12 protein-coding genes are annotated in these 19,182 nt (G+C 62.7%); 7 read left to right on the top strand and 5 right to left on the bottom strand.

All coding sequences use genetic code 11. From position 1 onward, the window contains the following. On the top strand, positions 1–1,203 hold the full coding sequence (locus tag C8K58_RS03445; protein WP_108573030.1) for a dipeptidase: 1,203 nt from the start codon (positions 1–3) through the stop codon (positions 1,201–1,203). A gap of 158 nt (positions 1,204–1,361) precedes the next feature. Beyond that, a complete protein-coding gene (locus C8K58_RS03440) occupies positions 1,362–4,673 on the top strand; it encodes an SMEK domain-containing protein (RefSeq protein ID WP_027606705.1) in 3,312 nt (1,103 codons plus the stop codon). 51 nt (positions 4,674–4,724) lie between these two features. Here C8K58_RS03440 and C8K58_RS03435 read toward each other — a convergent pair whose 3' ends face one another. The 3 genes from C8K58_RS03435 to C8K58_RS03425 are packed head-to-tail and all read right to left on the bottom strand — an operon-like array spanning position 4,725 to position 10,392. Beyond that, positions 4,725–6,110 carry an efflux transporter outer membrane subunit gene (locus tag C8K58_RS03435; protein WP_108573028.1) on the bottom strand — a complete coding sequence of 462 codons (1,386 nt, stop codon included), beginning with the start codon at positions 6,108–6,110 and terminating at the stop codon, positions 4,725–4,727. Next, positions 6,107–9,220, bottom strand: a complete 3,114-nt coding sequence (locus tag C8K58_RS03430) for an efflux RND transporter permease subunit (RefSeq protein WP_108573026.1) — start codon at positions 9,218–9,220, stop codon at positions 6,107–6,109. The genes C8K58_RS03435 and C8K58_RS03430 overlap by 4 nt, the downstream gene beginning before the upstream one ends. A 2-nt stretch (positions 9,221–9,222) precedes the next feature. Next, positions 9,223–10,392 carry an efflux RND transporter periplasmic adaptor subunit gene (locus tag C8K58_RS03425; protein WP_108573024.1) on the bottom strand — a complete coding sequence of 390 codons (1,170 nt, stop codon included), beginning with the start codon at positions 10,390–10,392 and terminating at the stop codon, positions 9,223–9,225. Positions 10,393–10,539: 147 nt separating this feature from the next. Between C8K58_RS03425 and C8K58_RS03420 the strand changes: the two genes are divergently transcribed. Together C8K58_RS03420 and C8K58_RS03415 are read left to right on the top strand one after the other, a co-directional pair. Continuing rightward, positions 10,540–11,925 (top strand): ATP-binding protein, encoded by a 1,386-nt coding sequence (locus C8K58_RS03420; protein WP_108573022.1) that lies wholly within the window; start codon positions 10,540–10,542, stop codon positions 11,923–11,925. A gap of 3 nt (positions 11,926–11,928) precedes the next feature. Then, positions 11,929–12,624: a response regulator gene (locus C8K58_RS03415; protein ID WP_027606710.1), complete on the top strand. Its 696-nt coding sequence runs from the start codon at positions 11,929–11,931 to the stop codon at positions 12,622–12,624. Positions 12,625–12,671: 47 nt separating this feature from the next. Here the strand turns inward: C8K58_RS03415 and treS are convergent, their stop codons facing one another. Together treS and C8K58_RS03405 are read right to left on the bottom strand one after the other, a co-directional pair. Next, the gene (gene treS / locus C8K58_RS03410; RefSeq protein ID WP_108573020.1) at positions 12,672–14,735 is read right to left on the bottom strand and encodes a maltose alpha-D-glucosyltransferase; all 2,064 of its coding nucleotides are present in this window, start codon (positions 14,733–14,735) and stop codon (positions 12,672–12,674) included. 105 nt (positions 14,736–14,840) lie between these two features. Further along, positions 14,841–15,602, bottom strand: coding sequence for an AraC family transcriptional regulator (locus C8K58_RS03405; RefSeq protein ID WP_027606712.1), 762 nt, complete (start codon positions 15,600–15,602; stop codon positions 14,841–14,843). 211 nt (positions 15,603–15,813) lie between these two features. Here C8K58_RS03405 and C8K58_RS03400 point away from each other — a divergent pair, with 211 nt between their 5' ends. Genes C8K58_RS03400 through C8K58_RS03390 form a run of 3 tightly spaced genes read left to right on the top strand, consistent with a single transcriptional unit; the run spans position 15,814 to position 18,982 of the window. Further along, positions 15,814–16,740, top strand: coding sequence for a 4-hydroxyproline epimerase (locus tag C8K58_RS03400; protein WP_092357101.1), 927 nt, complete (start codon positions 15,814–15,816; stop codon positions 16,738–16,740). 40 nt (positions 16,741–16,780) lie between these two features. Further along, complete coding sequence (locus C8K58_RS03395) at positions 16,781–17,719, top strand: dihydrodipicolinate synthase family protein (RefSeq protein ID WP_108573018.1); 939 nt, start codon at positions 16,781–16,783, stop codon at positions 17,717–17,719. Between the two features lie 3 nt (positions 17,720–17,722). Beyond that, positions 17,723–18,982, top strand: coding sequence for an FAD-binding oxidoreductase (locus tag C8K58_RS03390; RefSeq protein WP_027606715.1), 1,260 nt, complete (start codon positions 17,723–17,725; stop codon positions 18,980–18,982). Positions 18,983–19,182: the final 200 nt, after the last annotated feature.

The following is a 19,182-nucleotide window of genomic DNA, read 5'->3' as shown; positions in this document are numbered from 1 at the left end:
ATGAACAAGCGCCTGCTGCTGCTCGCCCTGCTGCCACTGCTGGCCCACGCCGACACCGCCGTCAGTCCCACCACCCTGGCCTTGCACCAGCGCTTGCTGGTGCTGGACAGCCACCTGGATACACCGCTGACCCTGACGCGCCCCGGCTGGAACATCCTCGAGCGCCACGACTATCGCCAGGACGGCAGCCAGGTCGACCTGCCGCGCATGCGCGAAGGCGGCCTGGATGGGGGTTTCTTCGCCGTCTACACCCCCCAGGGCCCACGCACCGAGGAAGGCCGCGCCTACGCCAGCGCCTATGGCCTGGCCACCCTCACCCGCATCCGTGATGTGATCGACCGCAACCCCGACAGCTTCGCCCTGGCCCTGACCGCCGCCGACGCCCGGCGTATCGCGGCCCAAGGCAAGCGCGTGGTGTTTATCAGCATGGAAAACGCCGATCCACTCAGCTCCGATCCCGAGTTGCTCGACACCTACTACCGCCAAGGCCTGCGCATGCTCGGCCTGGTGCATTTCATGAACAACGACCTGGCCGACTCGGCCACCGCGCTGCCGGAATGGAAAGGCCTGAGCCCCAAGGGCCGCGACCTGGTGCAACGAGCCAACCGCCTGGGCATCCTGCTCGACGTGTCCCACGCCAGCGACGCGGTGTTCGACCAGATGCTGGCGTTGTCCAGCGCCCCGCTCATCGCCTCCCACTCCAGCAGCCGCGCGGTCAACCCGCACCCACGCAACCTCGACGACAACCGCGTGCGCCAACTGGCGGCCAAGGGCGGGGTGATCCAGGTCAACGCCTACAGCGACTACCTGATCCCCCTCACGCCCAACCCGGATCGCAACAAAGCCATGGCCGCGCTCGGCGCACGCTTCCACAACCTTGCCGCCCTCAGCCCGGAACAGGTCAAGGCGCTCTATCAGGAACGCGACAGCCTCAACCTGCGTTTCGCCCAACCCAAGGCCAGCCTCGATGTGTTCATGAAGCACCTGTTGCACCTGCTGGAAGTGGCCGGCCCGGACCACGTCGGTATCGGCGCCGACTGGGACGGCGGCGGTGGCGTAAGCGGGCTGGACGATGTGAGCCAGTTGCCGGTGATTACCCAGCGGTTGCTGGATGCCGGGTATAGCGAGCAGCAGGTGGCGAATATCTGGAGCGGGAATCTGCTGCGGGTGTTACAGGCGGCGCAGGATCAGCGGCGGCCATAGTTCAACGCCCGGGTATCCAACCTCTTGGAAAAAGCCGCCTTGGGCGGCTTTTTCCAGCCCCCTTCGTCCTACGACTTGAGAGCAACGTGTGATAACGGTAGATTCGCCTCGCTTACAGAGTCGAAACACACCCTATTTTTCAAGGATGAAGGCGTTCTATGGATCACCAGAAGTTGCTGCTTGAAGTCAAAGACGAATTCATCTGGTTGGTGAAGAATGTCGAAGCCAGCACGGCAATGGGTCTGTTCGACGTCCACAGGATCTCAGAAAAAGTCGTTCTGCCCCTATTCCAAACCATCATGGGCTGGCCGGACCTGCGTAACCTCAACGAAGAGAAAGAGGACTACCCAGCCATCGACCTGGGGGATGAGGTCAAACAGATCGGCATCCAAATATCTGGCACCACCACCCTGACAAAAGTAAAGAACACACTGGCAAAGTTCTTGAACCACGACCTGGACAAAACCTACACACGGGTCATCGTCTATGTGCTGACCAATAAACAGCAAAGCTATTTTCAAAAGGCTATTGATGAAGTGGTGGGAAGCCGGCTGGCATTCAATGCCAAGACGGATATTCTCGACTACACCGACCTGCTGAAAAAGGCTGCCAAGCTAACGCCAGAACCGCTTCTGGTGGTGTGGAAGATACTTAAAAGTTATCGCCATGCTGAAGACCCCGCGCACCGTCCCGTTTGGTTGCTCAGGACTGAAGTCTCCCAAGAGGAAATCCCGCCGTTCACTCCCCGCTGGTTGTTTTTCGCCGAACGTAAGATTCCGCTGCTGGGGCGTGGCGGTGACTTGGACGTACTGGCGGACTTCATGGAAAGCCCGTCGCCATTCAGTTGGTGGACGCTGTGTGGTCCCGCGGGAATTGGCAAGACGCGCTTGGCCCATGAACTTGAGCTCAAGTACAAAGATAACTGGTATTGCGGCTTCACCGACGCGAAAAACCTACCGACCGTCGAGCAACTTCAACAATTGCAACGCCCCACTCTGCTGGTGTTCGATTATGCGGCACGGGACTCTGAAGCGCTCAAGGCATTGTTAAGAATGTGCTGCGCACTGGGCGATAGCCTGAGTTCGAAGTTGCGTGTGTTACTGCTTGAGCGAGAAGCAAATGAAAACGCAGACTGGTGGAAAGAGCTGGTCCTCACTGAAAGCACCACCGCGACATTGATTAGAAACAATCAGTACCAGGCGCCGCGCGAACTGACCGCGCTGAGTGCACAGGCTGGCGAGATATTACGGGCCTGGCTAGAAGCCGGAGCACCAGCGGTCGTGGAGCAACTGCCACCGCCGTCCTCACCGTTCTGGACGCAGGTCATGCACGTCAGCGAAGGCCGTCCTTTGTTGATTGCGCTGATTGCAGGGGCGTTCAGCCGAGCGCCAAATGATACTCACGTGCCCGCCTTGCGCGAGTTGCTGCTGCCGGTGCTGCAACGTGAGGCGCAGCGCTGGAAAACCAGATGCAATGACACAGGTCTGTTTCCAAGGCTCGTGCAGTTGCTCGCAGTGGCCACTCTTATTCGCGGCCTGGATATCCTCCAGGAGGATCACCGGGTACTTGTTCGAACCGGCGATGATGAGTCGGACTACCTGCTGGTCAAAGACCCCAAGACCCAGACATATCGGATCCCCACCGTCGAAGACTTGAGACAGCATGAGCACATCTTCGAACTGTTGAGCACACAACAGCAACAACTCTGGGATGACCTTGCGCAGCTGATTCCTGCAACACAGTTAGCGCCGACTACCAAAGCAGCCTTAGAGGTCTGCCCTCCGAGAGGCATCCTGCAGCCCGACCTGATCGGCGAGTTCTTTATCGATGAATTGTGGCGCCCTCAAATGCAGTTCGCGCCCGCTACCGCACTGCCGACTCTAACCGACGCCTCGCTTGAGGCTATCTTGAGTTCGGCATGGACTCTCCACCCTTACAACCTGCTCGAAACCCTGGATGCGTTGAAAAAAACCACGATCTGCCTCCCAGGATATCTGCGTCTACTCGACATGCTGACGGCGGTCGCCTGTAAGGTGCCGACAACTCATAAGTTTGCGCTGAGCCTACTCGCACGGCTGCTTTATAACGCGATGATCAAACTCGGCACGCAAAAACCGTCTGCGGCGCAAATCAATCGTACTTGCGAGCTATTATCCAGGCTGGCACAACACTTCCCCGCCGATCGAGAAGTGGCGTACCGGCAGCTCAAAGCGCTTATGCACCTGATCGTTGACCCAGTCAAGAAACAAGTCGACGTAGCGCGTGCGCGCGCAGTCAATCTGGAAGCCAGGCAGTTCGTCACCGAAGTCATAGAACATCCAGACGACAAGTTTGAGCTCTTCTGGGGGGACGCTATTGTGAACGTTGCCATGGCAGCTATACAAAACCACCATGAAGAGATGCTGGCTGAGGCGCTGGTTTCTGCCCAAATCCTCCAAACGAATTTTGGCGCTTCCTCTGAGCTGAACACACTCCTGGCGCGTCTTTACAAAGAAGTCGCCAAGTACCTTAGTGAGCCCTTGGGCGATACTTACTCGCTAAGTAGCCAACTGATCCCGCTGGCCAAACGCTGCCTTCCTTTGCTGGCACCACAGGTGGGACAGGGCATTGAACAAGGAAACCTGGACCAGCCTTTCCACGTCAGTTCAACTTGGGCATTGGTCAATATCATGTACGCATACGCGAAACTAAAAACGCCAGCAAAGGTACTCGAACTGCATCCTGAAATAGAACGCTACGTCGCACGGGTCAGCGACCCGGCAGTCGCAATCGCCATGGAGGCCAAAGCGGTATTCAACGCGCAGACTGCGCGACTGCTTGAAAATGACCTACGAAGCGCTTTAGCCCTGGCGAGTCAAATCCAAGTGGTATTCAACGTGTCTTATTCGAATGAAGCAGGCCAGGCGCACTTGTCACTATGGGGACGAAGCCTCAGCCTCACGCTGGCAGCACGCGACTGCGAGGGTTTTCTCGGCAACTGCGAAAAACTTTTCACTCTCTGCCCGCTACTCAGTGACGATGACGGCGTGGTGTGGATGCTTGCCCAAAACCTGCAGCTAATTCGTGAAGGTATAGCTGTACTGTCTATCGAGCAAATTTGCCTTGCAAAATTTACCCGGCATTTATCGGCCTTTGGCAGCCAAACAGGACGTTGCACGAACCTCTTTTTTGCGAACACCTTGACCCTCGCCTGTAAAGACTTCAACAACAAGAAAGACGATCTCCGAAATCTTGAGCAATTGTTCCTATTCGTCAAAAAACGGCTTGAGTTCGACGAGCTGTCCGAGTGTCTGTACGCTGCGTTGTTTGATTACTGGATATCCAAGGGCAAACCCGCATCAATTGCGTTGTTTGGGTGTTGTGAAATCTCCAGCGGTGTAGACAGCAACCTTCGTATACGCATCACGGCTGATGATCTGTCAGTGCTGAGTGACAAGACAATGAAGTTCATCTCGCTAGCAAATCCATAACGCGCTTCCAAAACCGTTCGACGCTGAACTGCTGTACAGACTTCGCCATATTTACTGCCACCCTCCCCCCATCACCTTATACAAACTCACCCGATTACTCTGCTCCGCCAGGCGCAGGGTGATCAGGTCCTGCTGGGCGCTGTACAGCGAGCGTTGGGAATCCAGGGCTTCGAGGTAGCTTTGCGAGCCGGCGCGGTAGAGCGCGTCGGACAGGTCGTAGCTCTTCTGGCTCGCCTCGGTCAACGCTCGCTGGGCGGTGAGGCGCTGGTCCAGGGTGCTGCGCACGGCCAGGGCGTCGGCGACTTCCTTGAATGCGGTTTGCAGGGTTTGCTGGTAGGTCTGCACCTGGATCTCTTTCTCGACCTTGGCCGCATCCAGGGTCGCGCGGTTACTGCCGGCATCGAAGATCGGCAGGCTGATGCTCGGGGCGAAGGTCCACGCGCCGCTGCCGGCCTTGAACAGGCTGGACAGTGACGCACTGGCGGAGCCCGCATTCGCGGTGAGGCTAATGCTGGGGAAAAACGCCGCGCGGGCCGCGCCAATGTCGATGTTCGCGGACTTGAGGCTGTGCTCCGCCGCCAGTACGTCGGGGCGCCGCTGCAACAGGCTCGACGGCAGCTCGGCCGGCACCTGCACCAACGCCGCTGCCGATCGCAGGTGGGCGTCGGGCAACAAGGCATCGGGGATGTCGCTGCCGACCAGCAGGCGCAGGGCGTTGCGGTCCTGGAGGATCTGGCTCTGATACTCGGCCACATCGACCCGCGCCGATTCGACGGTGGTTTGCGCCTGGGCCACGGCCAACGCCGTGGAGCCACCCAGGGCGTGGCTGCGCTGGGTCAGTTCGTAGGTGGACTGCTGACTGGCCAGGGTCTCTTCGGCCAGTTGCAGGTGCTCGTTGTCGGCGGCCAGGGTCAGCCAGGCGGTGGCCACTTCTGCCACCAGGCTGATTTGCGTGCTGCGCCGGGTTTCGGTCAGCGCCAGGTAGTCTTCCAGCGCTTCGTCCTGCAGGTTCTGCACGCGGCCGAACACGTCGACCTCATAGCTGCTCAGGCCCAATTGCGCGCTGTAGTCGTGGCTGGTGACGGCCGTGCCGCCGCTGGACAGCGAGCCCGGCGTGCGGCTGTGGGTACCGCTGACGCTGGCGTCGAGGGTCGGGAACGCCGCTGCGCGCTGGATGCGGTATTGCGCCTGGGCCTTCTCGATATTCAGGCTGGCCAGGCGCAGGTCGCGGTTATTGGCCAGGGCCAGGGTTTGCAGGTGTGCCAGGCGGCGGTCGGTAAAGAACTGCTGCCACTGGATGTCGGCCGGCACCTCACCCTGCACACCCGCTTGCCATTCGCCAGGCACCGGTGCCTCGGGTTGCTGGTAGTGTGGCGCCAGGTTGATGCAGCCACTCAAGACCACTGCGGCCACTAACGGGAAGAGAAAGCGGGTCATGCGTCACCTTTTTCGACAATGGGCGTCGTGCTGACACGGCCAAAGCGGCGACGGATCAACACAAAAAACAGCGGTACAAAGAAGATCCCCAGCACCGTGGCGCTGAACATGCCGCCCAGCACACCGGTGCCGATGGCCCGGCGCCCGGCGGAACCTGCGCCACTGCTCACGGCCAGGGGCAGCACGCCGAACATGAAGGCCAGGGACGTCATCAGGATCGGCCGCAGGCGCTGGCGCACGGCGATCAGCGTCGCCTCGCGCAGGCTGTTGCCCTGCTCCTGCAGGTGCTTGGCAAACTCGACGATCAGGATCGCGTTCTTCGCTGCCAGCCCTACGGTGGTCAGCAGGCCGACCTGGAAGTACACGTCATTGCTCAACCCCGTAAAGCGAGTGGCCCACACCGCGCCGACGATACCCAGGGGCACTACCAGGATCACCGAGAACGGCACCGACCAGCTCTCGTACAGCGCGGCCAGGCACAGGAACACAAACAGGATGGACACCGCATACAGCAACGGCGCCTGGGACCCGGAAAGACGCAACTGGTACGACTGGCCGGTCCACTCGTAGCCGATGCCATCGGGCAGTTGCCGGGCAATCGCCTCCACCGCGTCCATCGCCGCGCCGGAGCTCACACCGGGCGCCGGGTCGCCGACCACTTCCAGGGAGGATGTGCCGTTGTAGCGCTCCAGCAACGGCGAGCCATAGCTCCAGGCACTGCTGGCAAATGACGAAAACGGCACCATTTCATCGTTGCTGTTGCGCACGAACCAGTGGTCCAGATCGGCCGCTTGCATCCGCGTGCCGGCTTCACCCTGCACGTAGACCTTCTTCACGCGGCCCTGGTTGAGGAAGTCGTTCACATAGGTACCGCCCAACGCCGTGGACAAGGTGCTGTTGATGTCGCTGGTGCTCAGGCTCAGGGCCCCGGCCTTGTGGTCATCGATGCTGATTTTGAGTTGCGGTGCATCGTCCAGGCCATTGCTGCGCACGCCCAGCAGGCGCGGGTCTTGCCTGGCCAGCGCGATGAACTGCTCGCGCGCCGCCACCAATGCGTCGTGGCCAAGACCGGCGAGGTCCTTGAGCTGCAAATCAAACCCCGAGCTCTGGCCCAGGCCACGCACGGCGGGCGGTTGCATCACGAATACATCGGCATCGCCGATGCTTGCCAGGGCCAACGTGGCACGTTGGGCAATCGTGGCGGCATCGTCCGAGCGCTCACTCCAGTCCTTCAAGCGAATGAACGCCCGTGCAGTGTTCTGGCTGTTGCCGCCCATGCCCAGGCCGCTGATGCTGATCATCGCCTCGACTTCCGGCTGCTTGAGCATGTACGTCTCGAACTGCTGCAACACCGCCTGGGTGCGGCTGTCGGTAGCGCCCACCGGCAGCTGGATTTGCGCCATGAGAATGCCCTGGTCCTCATCCGGCAGAAACGAAGTAGGCAAGCTGGCATAACCCGCCGCCATGGCTGCGGCGATCAGCACATACACCACCAGGCTGCGCCGTGAGCGTTGCAGGACAGCGCCGACCAACGCTTCATAGGCGCTGGAACAGCGTTCGAAGGAACGGTTGAACCAACCGAAGAAGCCCCGTTGAACCGCATGCCCCGGCTTGAGCAGCGTGGCGCACAGTGCCGGCGTGAGGGTCATCGCCACCACCACCGACAGCACCATGGCCGAGACGATGGTCACCGAGAACTGCCGATAGATGATCCCGGTGGAACCGCCAAAAAACGCCATGGGAATAAACACCGCGCTCAGCACCAGGGCGATGCCGACCAGTGCACTGGTGATTTCATCCATCGATTGACGCGTGGCCGCCAGGGCCGACAAGCCCTGCTCGCTCATCACCCGTTCGACGTTTTCCACCACCACAATCGCATCGTCGACCAGCAAGCCAATGGCCAGGACCATGGCAAACATGGTCAGGGTATTGATCGAGTAACCGAACAACGCCAACACGCCAAACGTGCCCAGCAACACCACCGGCACGGTGATCGCCGGGATCAGCGTGGCCCGCAGGTTTTGCAGGAACAGGAACATGATCAGCACCACCAGCACGATGGCCTCGCCCAGGGACTTGACCACTTCCTCGATGGACAGGCTGACAAAGGGCGTGGTGTCGTAGGCGATCACGTTCTTCAATTGCATTTCGGTGGGGTAAAACGGCGCCAGTTCCTTGAGCTTGGCCTTGACCGCCTCGCCCACCTCCAGCGCATTGGCGCCCGCCGCCAGTTGCACGCCCATGGCGGCGGCCGGCTTGCCGTTGAGGGCCGAGTTGATGTCATAGCTCTCGCTGCCCAACTCCACGCTTGCCACATCACCGAGCAGCACGACCGCGCCGTCGCTGCTCGACTTGACCACCACGTTGCGGAACTCCTCGGCCGTCTGCAGTTTGCTGCGCGCGCTGATGGTGGCATTGAGTTGCTGGCCCTTCACCGCCGGCAATGCGCCGAGTTGGCCGGCTGACACTTCGGTGTTCTGCGCCTCCAGCGCGGTGCTCACATCCGACGGCATCAGCGCGTATTTTTCCAGCAGCGCGGGGTCCAGCCAGATGCGCATGGCGTAGCCCGAACCGAGGGTCTGTACGTCGCCCACGCCGTCGATACGGCTGATGGAGTCGAGCAAGGTGCTGGAGATGTAGTCACCGATCTGGGTGCCGGTGACGCTGGGGTTGTCCGAGGCCAGGGCGGCAATCATCAGGAAGTCCGAGCCGCCCTTGGTCACGGTCAGGCCTTCGCTCTGCACCGACTGCGGCAAGCGCGACTCGGCCTGTTGCAGCTTGTTCTGCACCTGCATCTGCGCTACATCGGGGTCGGTGCCGGCGCCAAAGGTCAGGCTGATACTGGCGCTGCCCGCCGAACTGCTGGAGGCCGACATATAGGTCAGGTTGTCCAGGCCTTTCATCTGTTGCTCGATGACCTGGGTCACCGAGTCTTCGACGGTCTTGGCCGAAGCGCCGGTGTAGGTGGCGGAAATACGCACGGTGGGCGGCGCGATGTCCGGGTACTGCTCCAGCGGCAACTGGCTGATGGATAACGCGCCGCCGAGCATGATCACGATGGCGATGACCCAGGCGAAAATCGGTCGATCGATAAAGAAACGCGCCATGTTCAACCCTCCTGCGCCAGGGCGCCGGCATCGGCGGCCTGGGTCTGGACCATGGCGCCGATGCGGACTTTCTGGCCACCTTCGACGATCACCTGGTCACCGGCCTGCAAACCCGCCGTCACCCACCACCGGTTGCCCACGGCGCGGTCAACGCTGAGCACGCGTTGCTCGACCTTGCCGTCAACCACCAGCAACACCGAGGTCACGCCGCTGGCGCTGCGGCTTACGGCTTTTTGCGGGATCAGGATCGCCTGGTCATCCCGGGCCTGCTCCAACACCCCACGCACGTACATGCCGGGCAGCAGCACATGCTCGGGGTTGTCGAACACCGCACGCAAGGTCACGGTGCCGGTGCCCTGGTTGACGCTGACCCCGCTGAACTTGAGGCGGCCGTCGTGGTTGTAGGTGCTGCCGTCATCCAGTTTGAGGCTGATGCGCGCCTCGCCGTCGCCGTTGGCCTGCAACACGCCACGGGCCAGGTCGCGCTTGAGGGCGAGCAATTCAGTGGTGGACTGGGTCACATCCACATAGATCGGGTCGAGTTGCTGCACGGTAGTGAGTGCGGTGTCCTGGTTGGCCACCACCAGTGCGCCGGGGGTGACCGTGGACGTCTCGATACGCCCGGCCACCGGCGAGCTGATGCGGGTGTAGGCCAGGTTGATGCGGGCAGTGTCGAGGTCGGCCTGGGCCACCTGGACGTCAGCGGCGGCGGTCAGCAGGGTGGCCTGGGAATCTTCGTTGGTTTGCTGGCTGATGGCGTCGATCTTCACCAACCGGGCGTTACGCGCGGCGGTGGTCTGTGCCGACTTCAAGGTGGCGCGCGCCTTGGCCAGGCTCGCCTGGGCCTCAGCCAATGCCGCCTTGTAGGGTGCCGCATCCAGTTGGTACAGCGCCTGCCCGGCCTTGACCTCGGCGCCTTCGACAAACAGGCGCTGCTGCACGATACCGCCGACCTGCGGGCGAATCTCGGCGACCATAAACGCCTGGGTGCGCCCGGCCAGTTCAGTGGTCATGACCTGGCGCTTGGGCTGCACAGTGATCACCGAGACCTTGGGGGTGGCGACTGCGGGCGCGGGGTCGCCAGACGAGCAGCCGCCGAGCAGCACCAGAATGATGAACGACAGGAGTACCGCGGCGGTTACCAGGTATTTGGCGAAAAGTTTGGTCGACATAGTTGCCTCTGCAAGACGGGGTGGTGCAAGCCTTACCGTCATGCTGCTGGGCAAATGTGCAGGAAAATTGAAGATTGCCCGCCCGGGTTGAATCTTTCCTCCCTGGGGCCCTAAATGGGCGGGTCCACTCTTTTACGGCCCTTGTTCATGAAGTTGAGTATCTCCACCAAACTGTTTGTCGCCGTATCGGCCGGCGTGCTGCTGGTCATCCTCAGCATGGGCCTGGCCACCAGTTGGAGTTTTGGCCGCGGGTTCCTTGGCTATATCAATGAACAGGCGCTGGAGCGCATGGCCACGGTGGTGCCGCGCCTGGCCAGTGCTTATGCGCGCGAAGGCAATTGGGCGTTCATGCGCAACCGCCCGGATCGCTGGTTCGACATCATGCGCCCAGACCCCGACGAAGAACGGGTCACCAATGACCTACGTACACCGCTGGCCTCGGACTTGACCGGTGCGCTGTTTCGCATCGCCCTGCTCGACAAGGACCGCAAGCGCGTCACCGGCTACACCGCGATTGGTGAGGATGCGCTGGTGAGCCCCATTGTGGTCGCGGGCGAAACCGTGGGCTGGCTGGCCGTGACCCCGTTCCAGAGCGTGACCGAAGCCGGTGGCGAACGCTTCCAGCAATACCAGCTGCGCACCAGCCTGGTGATGGGCGTGTTCTCGCTGCTGCTGGCGATGCTGATTGCCTGGTGGATCGCCCGCACGCTACTGGAGCCGGTCAAGCGCGTGGCCGCCGCCACCCACCGCCTGGCCAGCGGCGACTACAGCAGCCGCGTGGCCGTGGCCTCCAACGACGAAGTCGGCCAACTGGCCCGCGACTTCAACCAGTTGGCCTATACCCTGGAGCGCAACGAAAAAATGCGCCGGGAGTTCATGGCTGATGTCTCCCACGAACTGCGCACGCCGCTGTCGGTGCTGCGCGGCGAGCTGGAGGCGATCGAGGACGGTGTGCGCAGCCTGGACCCGAATACGATGAAATCCCTGCTCGGCGAAGTCGGCATGCTCAGCAAGCTGGTGGATGACCTGTATGAGTTGTCCCTGGCGGATATCGGTGCGCTGACCTACCGGAAGGCCCCATGCATGCTCAACGACGTGCTCGAAAACAGCCTGGCGATGTACCGGGAACGCTTCGCTGCCCGCCAGTTGCAGCTCGATCTGGAGCTGCCGCGCGAGCCCGTGGAGCTGCTGGCGGATGCCAGTCGCCTGCAGCAATTGTTTTCCAACCTGCTGGAAAATTCGCTGCGCTACACCGACGTCAACGGCAGGTTGCGCCTCAGTGTGGGGGTCGACCGCGACACGGTGCGTATCGACTTTCTCGACTCCGGGCCGGGCGTGTCCGCAAGCCAGTTGCCACGCTTGTTCGAGCGGTTCTACCGCGGCGAGTCATCGCGCAACCGCGAGCATGGCGGCGCCGGCCTGGGCCTGGCAATCTGCCGCAGCATCGCCAACGCCCACGATGGCAGCCTGGTTGCCGACCACTCGCCCTACGGCGGCCTGTGGCTGACCCTGCGCCTGCCCCGGAGCCTGTGAACCATGCACGATGAACCGCCGATCCTGATCGTCGAAGACGAACCCAAGCTCGCCGCCCTGATGCGCGACTACCTGGAGGCCGCCGGCTATACCACCCGGTGCCTGGACAATGGCCTGCACGTGGTGCCCGCCGTGCGTGCCCACGAGCCCAGGTTGATCCTGCTCGACCTGATGCTGCCCGGCCGTGACGGCATGCAGCTGTGCCAGGACCTGCGCGGTTTCAGCGCGGTGCCGATCATCATGATCACCGCCCGCGTCGAAGAAGTGGACCGCCTGCTCGGCCTGGAACTGGGCGCCGACGACTACATCTGCAAACCCTTCAGCCCCCGTGAAGTGGTGGCCCGGGTCAAGGCCATCCTGCGCCGCAGCCCGCAGCTGCTCGGCACCGGCGCGCCGCGCCTGCTGATCGACGAAGCCCGCTACCAGGCCTCGCTGGACGGCATCGCGCTGGACCTCACGCCCCTGGAACTGCGCCTGCTCAACACCTTCGCCCGCGCCGCCGGCCGCGTGTTTTCCCGCGACCAGTTGCTGGATCACCTCTACTCCGACCACCGCGTGGTCACCGACCGCACGGTGGACAGCCATATCCGCAACCTGCGGCGCAAGCTGGAACAGGTATGCCCGGGGGAAACCCCGATTGAGTCGTTGTATGGGGTGGGGTATCGGTTTCAGTTGGCTGAAAAGCAGCCACAGGCCTGACAACACCCCTTCCCACATTGGGTTCTTCGGTGCTTGGAAGATTGAGGTTACATCGGCGTGCTGCTGATAACCCGCAGCGCCAACCCCTCGTACGCATCCAGGGTAATGGTGAACTCGCCCTCCGCCGTCAGGTCGCCCTCCACCCGTTCGTTGATGATGTCCACCACCATCCCCGCCGCGATATCCGGCAGGTTCAGGGTTTCGGTGATCGGCGTGGCGCCGAAGTTCAGCGCGGTGATTTGCGTGCCTCTGCCGGCCGGCAAGTCGTGGACCATGATCAACAGGCCGGGGTTCTGCACGTCGGGCACCAGTATCTGGCGGCTGGCGGCGATGTCGTAGGCGCGGCGCACGGCGAGGATCTTTTGCAGTTGCGAGGCGAACGAGTCCGGGTCCTGCAACTGGCTGTTGAGGCTGCCGTAGAGGCTTTTCGAGCGTGGCATCTGGCCGGCCGACAATTCTGCGTCAGGGTTCAGATCCACCAGGTCGTACGCGCCGCGATGAATCCAGCGGGTATCGCCATCCTGCATCAAGTGCGCGACTTCCTCGGCGGCCAACGGCAGCGCGCCTACCAGGTCCCAGCCGGACAAGGCGAACACCCCGGGCTGCATGGCGTTGTACATCACCAGCAGTAAATGGATCTGGCGAATCTGTTGAATGTCGGCGGCACTGATTGCCTCCAGGTCGCGAATGCCCAGCGCCGCCGTGATGATGCTGGCGGTGGTGCAGGACACGCCATTGGTCACGAACTTGAGGTTATACGGCGCATGCTCGCCGGCCAGGCGTTCGTACATCTGCTCGCGGATGTGCTCGCGCAGGATATTGCCGGGGAATGTCTGCCCCTGGTAAAGGAAGGTGTCGTGGGCATGCAGGGTCCAGAAGTGCACCAGCTCCAGGGTCAGCTCATCGTGGTTCTGCAACGCGTGGATCAGCGAGCCGGGGTCGATGCCCTGGCGGTGCATTTCGCGCAGCATCAGGCGCAGGAATTCGGCATCGCCCATCAACAGCGCGTGCTGGTACGCCGGGCGGGTGATGAAGTCATAGGACAGGTCGGCGCCGCCATGGGACATCGACGCAATGTCATCCACCGTGAGGTTCAACTCCTGGAAGCTGAAACCGCCGGCCTTGCGAATCGCCCCGCCCAGCAACTGGTTGCCGGTGATCGACAGCGGATGGCTCTCGGACCAGGCCGTGCCATCGAGGGTGCGTTCCACGCCGAGGAAACCATTGGCGTCCAGGCGCAGGATTTTCGCGCCCATCACGTCGATGGCGTGCAAGGCGTCGCCGATGATCATCTGCTGCGCGGCGAAGGTCGGGTCGAGCCAGTTCAGCGACGGCTGGCCTTCCTTGAAGTAATGCAGGTACACCCAGCGACGCGGCTTGCCATCCACGCCAATGACCACCGGCGTGGTGCTCCAGTCGGTTTCCTTGACGCCGGGCTCGAAGAAGATCACCCGCTGTAACTGGCCGACGATATAGTGCTTGTCGCGCAGGGCGTCCACCTGGGCCGGGCTGAGGTTCTGCGCGTCGCGACCCTCGGCTACCTCGGGCAGCAACGGCCAGTCTTCCTCGCGGATCTCCACCATATGGTAAAGGCCGGGGTAATCCTCGTAGGCCATCTCCGCCAGGCGAAAGTCCGCGCCCTTGCCGGTGTGGGACGGAATCACGTCGTCGATGATCACCGCATTGTGCGCCGCCGCCATGCGCGTCAACGCCTGCAACTGCGCCTCGGTGCCCAACTGCGGGTCGATCTCGAAGCTGATGCGGTCGAAATTGCCGTCGATGGTCGGCGTGTGCCGGGTGCCGGTCAGGCCACCGGATTTCTTCAGCGGGCCGTTATGGATGCCCTGGATGCCGATCTTCGACAGCGCATGCCACAGCGTCTCATCCCCCAGCGCCTCCAGCACCGTACCGCCCTCACGCGTCACAATCGACGCCGGGTAGGCGGTAAACCACACCGACGACAAGGCCGAGGCATCACGGGGCCGGGTCTGCGCGTACGGCTGCTGCCACAACCGGCCCTGGCCCGAATAGAGCTTGGCGCGCTGGCGTGCCGCGTGCAGCATCGATTGTTCCACCAGCCAGTTCACATGGTTGTTTTCAGCCGCGGTCATAAGCTTGGTACCTGTCGTGGTTAAACATTACTCGTGAACATATGAGGGCTCGGTGGGCCATTCGTTGCATTGCAATGTGGCGTGCCTGAACGGGGGCTCGGGCGCTCAGCAGGTTTCCCGATACTGCCTCGGCGTAAACCCCGTCGATGCCTTGAACTGCCGGGTGAACGCGCTGTGGTCGGTATAGCCGCACTGCAGCGCGACTTCGGTAATCGGCATGTCGCTGTGCAGCAACCGATGGGCGTGTTCCAAGCGTACTTTCTGGATCATCTGCCGGGGTGTCAGGTGGAACACGCGCTTGCAGTAGCGCTCCAGTTGCGCCACGGAAATCCCGGCGATGCGCGTCAGTTCGCCGAGGGTGACGCGGCGGTTGAAGTGCGTGCGGATGTGCTCGTCCACAGCGGCCAGGCGTTGGTAGGCCGGGTGGGTCTGGCTGGCCGATTGCAGGTCGACCGATATCCCGGCCAGGCCGATGATGCGGCCTTCGTGGTTGTACAGCGGCCATTTGTGGGTCAGGCACCAACCGGGTTCGCGGCTGCCGTAGAGGTGCAGTTCGAGTTGGTCTTCCAGCACAAAACCCTGCTGCAGCACGCGCCGGTCCTGCTCGGTATAGCCCGGCCCCAATGGTGCGGGAAAGACGTCGGCGCTGGTCTTGCCCAGCAACGGTTGCAACTGCTTGAGGCCGCAGCGCTGCACCAGGGTGCGGTTGGCGAGGACGTAACGGGCCTCCAGGTCCTTGATGAAGATGGCGGCATTGGGGATCACGTCCAGCATCGGCAGCAATTGCGCTACGCCGGCCAATAGTTGCTCGATGCTGTGGGGAGGACTTGCTCCTTGGCAAAGGCTCGCAAACGCGCGTTGAAGCATGAGTGTCTCTCCCCGGCTGTCACCTTGATGGCAAGCAGATTGCCCCATGCCCGGGGTGCTGTCGAGCAGGGCGAACTGTGCTGATTTCGTCATCGATGCCGGCAAAAAACATCAATCGCCGGCCCGCTTGCGCGTTCACGATAGGGCCACTGCATGCCTATCCCTACACTCACAAGAAGGCAGCCCAAAGCTCTTATTGATGGAGCGCGTTATGAAGCGACTGCATGTGATCGACTCCCACACCGGCGGCGAACCCACGCGCCTGGTGATGACCGGCTTCCCCGCGCTCAAGGGCGCGAGCATCGCCGACCAGTTGGAAAACCTGCGCACGGAGCACGACCCATGGCGCCGCGCCTGCCTGCTGGAACCCCGTGGCAATGACGTACTGGTCGGCGCGCTGTACTGCGCGCCCGTCACCCCGGGCGCCACCTGCGGGGTGATCTTCTTCAACAACGCCGGTTACCTGGGCATGTGCGGCCACGGCACCATCGGCCTGGTGGCGTCCCTGCACCACTTGGGGCGTATCCAGCCGGGCGTGCACACCCTCGACACCCCGGTGGGGCCGGTGGCCGCGACCTTGCACGACGACGGCGCCGTGACCCTGCGCAACGTGCCTGCCTATCGCTATCGCCAGCAGGTGACGGTGGATGTACCGGGCCATGGCGCAGTCCAGGGCGATATTGCCTGGGGCGGCAACTGGTTCTTCCTGGTCTGCGAGCATGGCATGGCGTTGGAGATGAGCAACGTCGACGCCCTCACCGACTACACCTGGGCGATGCTCAAGGCCCTCGAGGCCCAGGGCATCCACGGCGCAGACGGCGCCCTGATCGACCATATCGAACTGTTCGCCGACGACGCCCACGCCGACAGCCGCAACTTCGTCATGTGCCCTGGCAAAGCCTACGACCGCTCCCCCTGCGGCACCGGCACCAGCGCCAAGCTGGCGTGCCTGGCCGCCGATGGGAAACTCAACCCCGGTGAAACCTGGGTACAAGCCAGCATCACCGGCAGCCGCTTCGAAGGCCGATATGAATGGGACGGCACACGTGTCATCCCCTTCATCACCGGCCGCGCCTACATGACCGCCGACAGCACCTTGCTGATCGACGAGCAAGACCCGTTTGCCTGGGGCATCTGAGCCCACCCCCTTTGATTGAACGCTGCAAGGAGCCAGGACAATGAGCGACAACATCTTCACCGGTTGCGTCCCCGCACTGATGACCCCATGCACCGCCGCGCGCAAGCCGGACTTCGACGCGCTGGTCGCCAAGGGCCGCGAGTTGATCGATATCGGCATGAGCGCCGTGGTGTATTGCGGGTCCATGGGCGACTGGCCGTTGCTCACCGAAACCGAGCGCCAGGAAGGCGTGGCGCGCCTGGTGGCGGCCGGCGTGCCGACCATTGTCGGTACCGGTGCGGTGAACAGCCGCGAGGCGGTGGCCCACGCCGCCCACGCGGCCAAGGTCGGCGCCCAGGGCTTGATGGTGATTCCGCGCGTGCTGTCCCGAGGTGCGTCCGCCACCGCGCAAAAGGCGCACTTTTCGGCAATCCTCAAGGCCGCGCCCAACCTGCCGGCGGTGATCTACAACAGCCCTTACTACGGCTTTGCCACCCGCGCGGAGTTGTTCTTCGAGCTGCGCCGCGAACACCCGAACCTGATCGGCTTCAAGGAGTTCGGTGGCGCTGCCGACCTGCGCTATGCCGCCGAGCACATCACCTCCCAGGACGACAGCGTGACCCTGATGGTGGGCGTCGATACCCAGGTGGTGCACGGTTTCGTCAACTGCAACGCCACGGGCGCGATCACCGGCGTCGGCAATGCCTTGCCCCGCGAAGTGCTGCACCTGGTGGCCCTGAGCAAGCAAGCCGCCAAGGGTGATGCCAAGGCCCGGCGCCTGGCCCGGGAACTGGAAGCGGCATTGGCGGTGTTGTCGTCCTTCGATGAAGGCTGCGACCTGGTGCTGTATTACAAGCATCTGATGGTGCTTAACGGCGATATGGGCTACGCCCTGCACTTCAACGAGACCGATGTGCTCAGCGATGCCCAGCGGCGTTACGCCGAAACCCAGTACGCGCTGTTTCGCCAGTGGTATGCCAACTGGTCGAGAGAGGCGTAGCGGATGCACGACCCTGACCCTGCGGATATCGCCGTAATCGGAGCCGGCATCATTGGCGTTGCCTGCGCCCTGCAGCTGGCGCGCCAGGGGCGGAAAGTGCGGGTGATCGACCAGCTGGCGCCCGGCATGGGCGCCTCCTACGGCAACGCCGGGCACCTGGCGACCGAGCAAGTGTTCCCGATCGCCGACCTGTCGATCCTCAAGCGCTTGCCCGCCATGCTCACGGACCCCATGGGCCCGCTGCGCCTGGACTGGAAATACCTGCCACGCGCCCTGCCCTGGTTCATCCGCCTGCTGCTGAACCTGCGCCCGGCGAGTTACCAGCGCACGGTGACGGGTCTGCGCGCGCTCAATGAAGCGAGCCTTGGCGCCTGGCAACGGTTGCTGGCCAGTATTCAGCGCCCGGAGCTGTTGCGCGAAGATGGCTCGCTGCTGGTGTTCGAACGTTCAGACTCCCGCGCGGCCATCGATGGCTTGCAACGGCGCATGCAAGCGCAAAACGTGCCGGTGGAGTTCTGGTCGGGGGATGCCATACATGAGATTGCCCCGCAATTGGCCGCGCAGATCCAGGGCGGCCTGTTTTTCCCGCGAACAGGGCACTTCCTCGACCCTTACCGATTGGTCTGCGAATTGGTGGAGGCGGCCAAGGCCAGTGGCGTGCAGTTCCTCCAACGCCAGGTGCTGGATGCGCGGATTGAAGGCGATGGCATCACCGTGAGCACCGATCAAGGCACCTTTGCCGCCCGCCAGGTGCTGATCGCCTGTGGCGCCCACTCGGCCAGACTCACCGCCGCCCTGACCGGCAAAAAAGTCCCGCTGGACACCGAACGGGGCTATCACCTGATGCTGCCCCATGAACAGCAGCGCCTGCCGTTTGCCGTCACGTCCCTGGAGCGCAAGTTCATCATGACGCCCATGACAGGCGGCCTGCGCCTGGCCGGCACCGTGGAATTCGCCGGCCTCGACCGCCCGCCGAACATGGCGCGGGCGTGGCAGTTGCATCGGTTGAGCCAGGGGTTGTTTCGTGAGGATCTGAGTGCAGAGGACGCGACGCCGTGGATGGGCTTCAGACCGTCGCTGCCGGATTCGCTGCCGATTATTGATCGGGTGTGTGACGGGAAGGTGCTGCTTGCGTTCGGGCATCAGCATTTGGGGCTGACCCAGGCGGCGGTGACGGCGGAGATGGTGGGGCAATTGGCGTCGGGGGCGCCTGCGTTTTCGGGGTTGCCGGCGCTAGGGCCGTATCGACTGGGGCGGTTTTGAGAAGAACCGCCACCTCCAAGCACAGCAACTTGCACACGCTATTTCATGTGGTGAGCGGGCTTGCCCTGCGTGGGGGGCGAAGCGCCCCTGATCAAGACGAATGCCGAGTCTCAGGCACTCCTCTGCGCCTGGTTTTGGGGCTGCTGCGCAGCCCAACGCGGGACAAGCCCGCTCACCACAATTCAGCGCGGCCGCGATAG

This window comes from Pseudomonas sp. GV047, from assembly GCF_003058245.1.
Classification (GTDB): Bacteria; Pseudomonadota; Gammaproteobacteria; order Pseudomonadales; family Pseudomonadaceae; genus Aquipseudomonas; species Aquipseudomonas marginalis.
The sequence above is the reverse complement of the archived record's forward strand: the minus strand, read 5'-3'. Positions and strand labels throughout refer to the sequence as shown.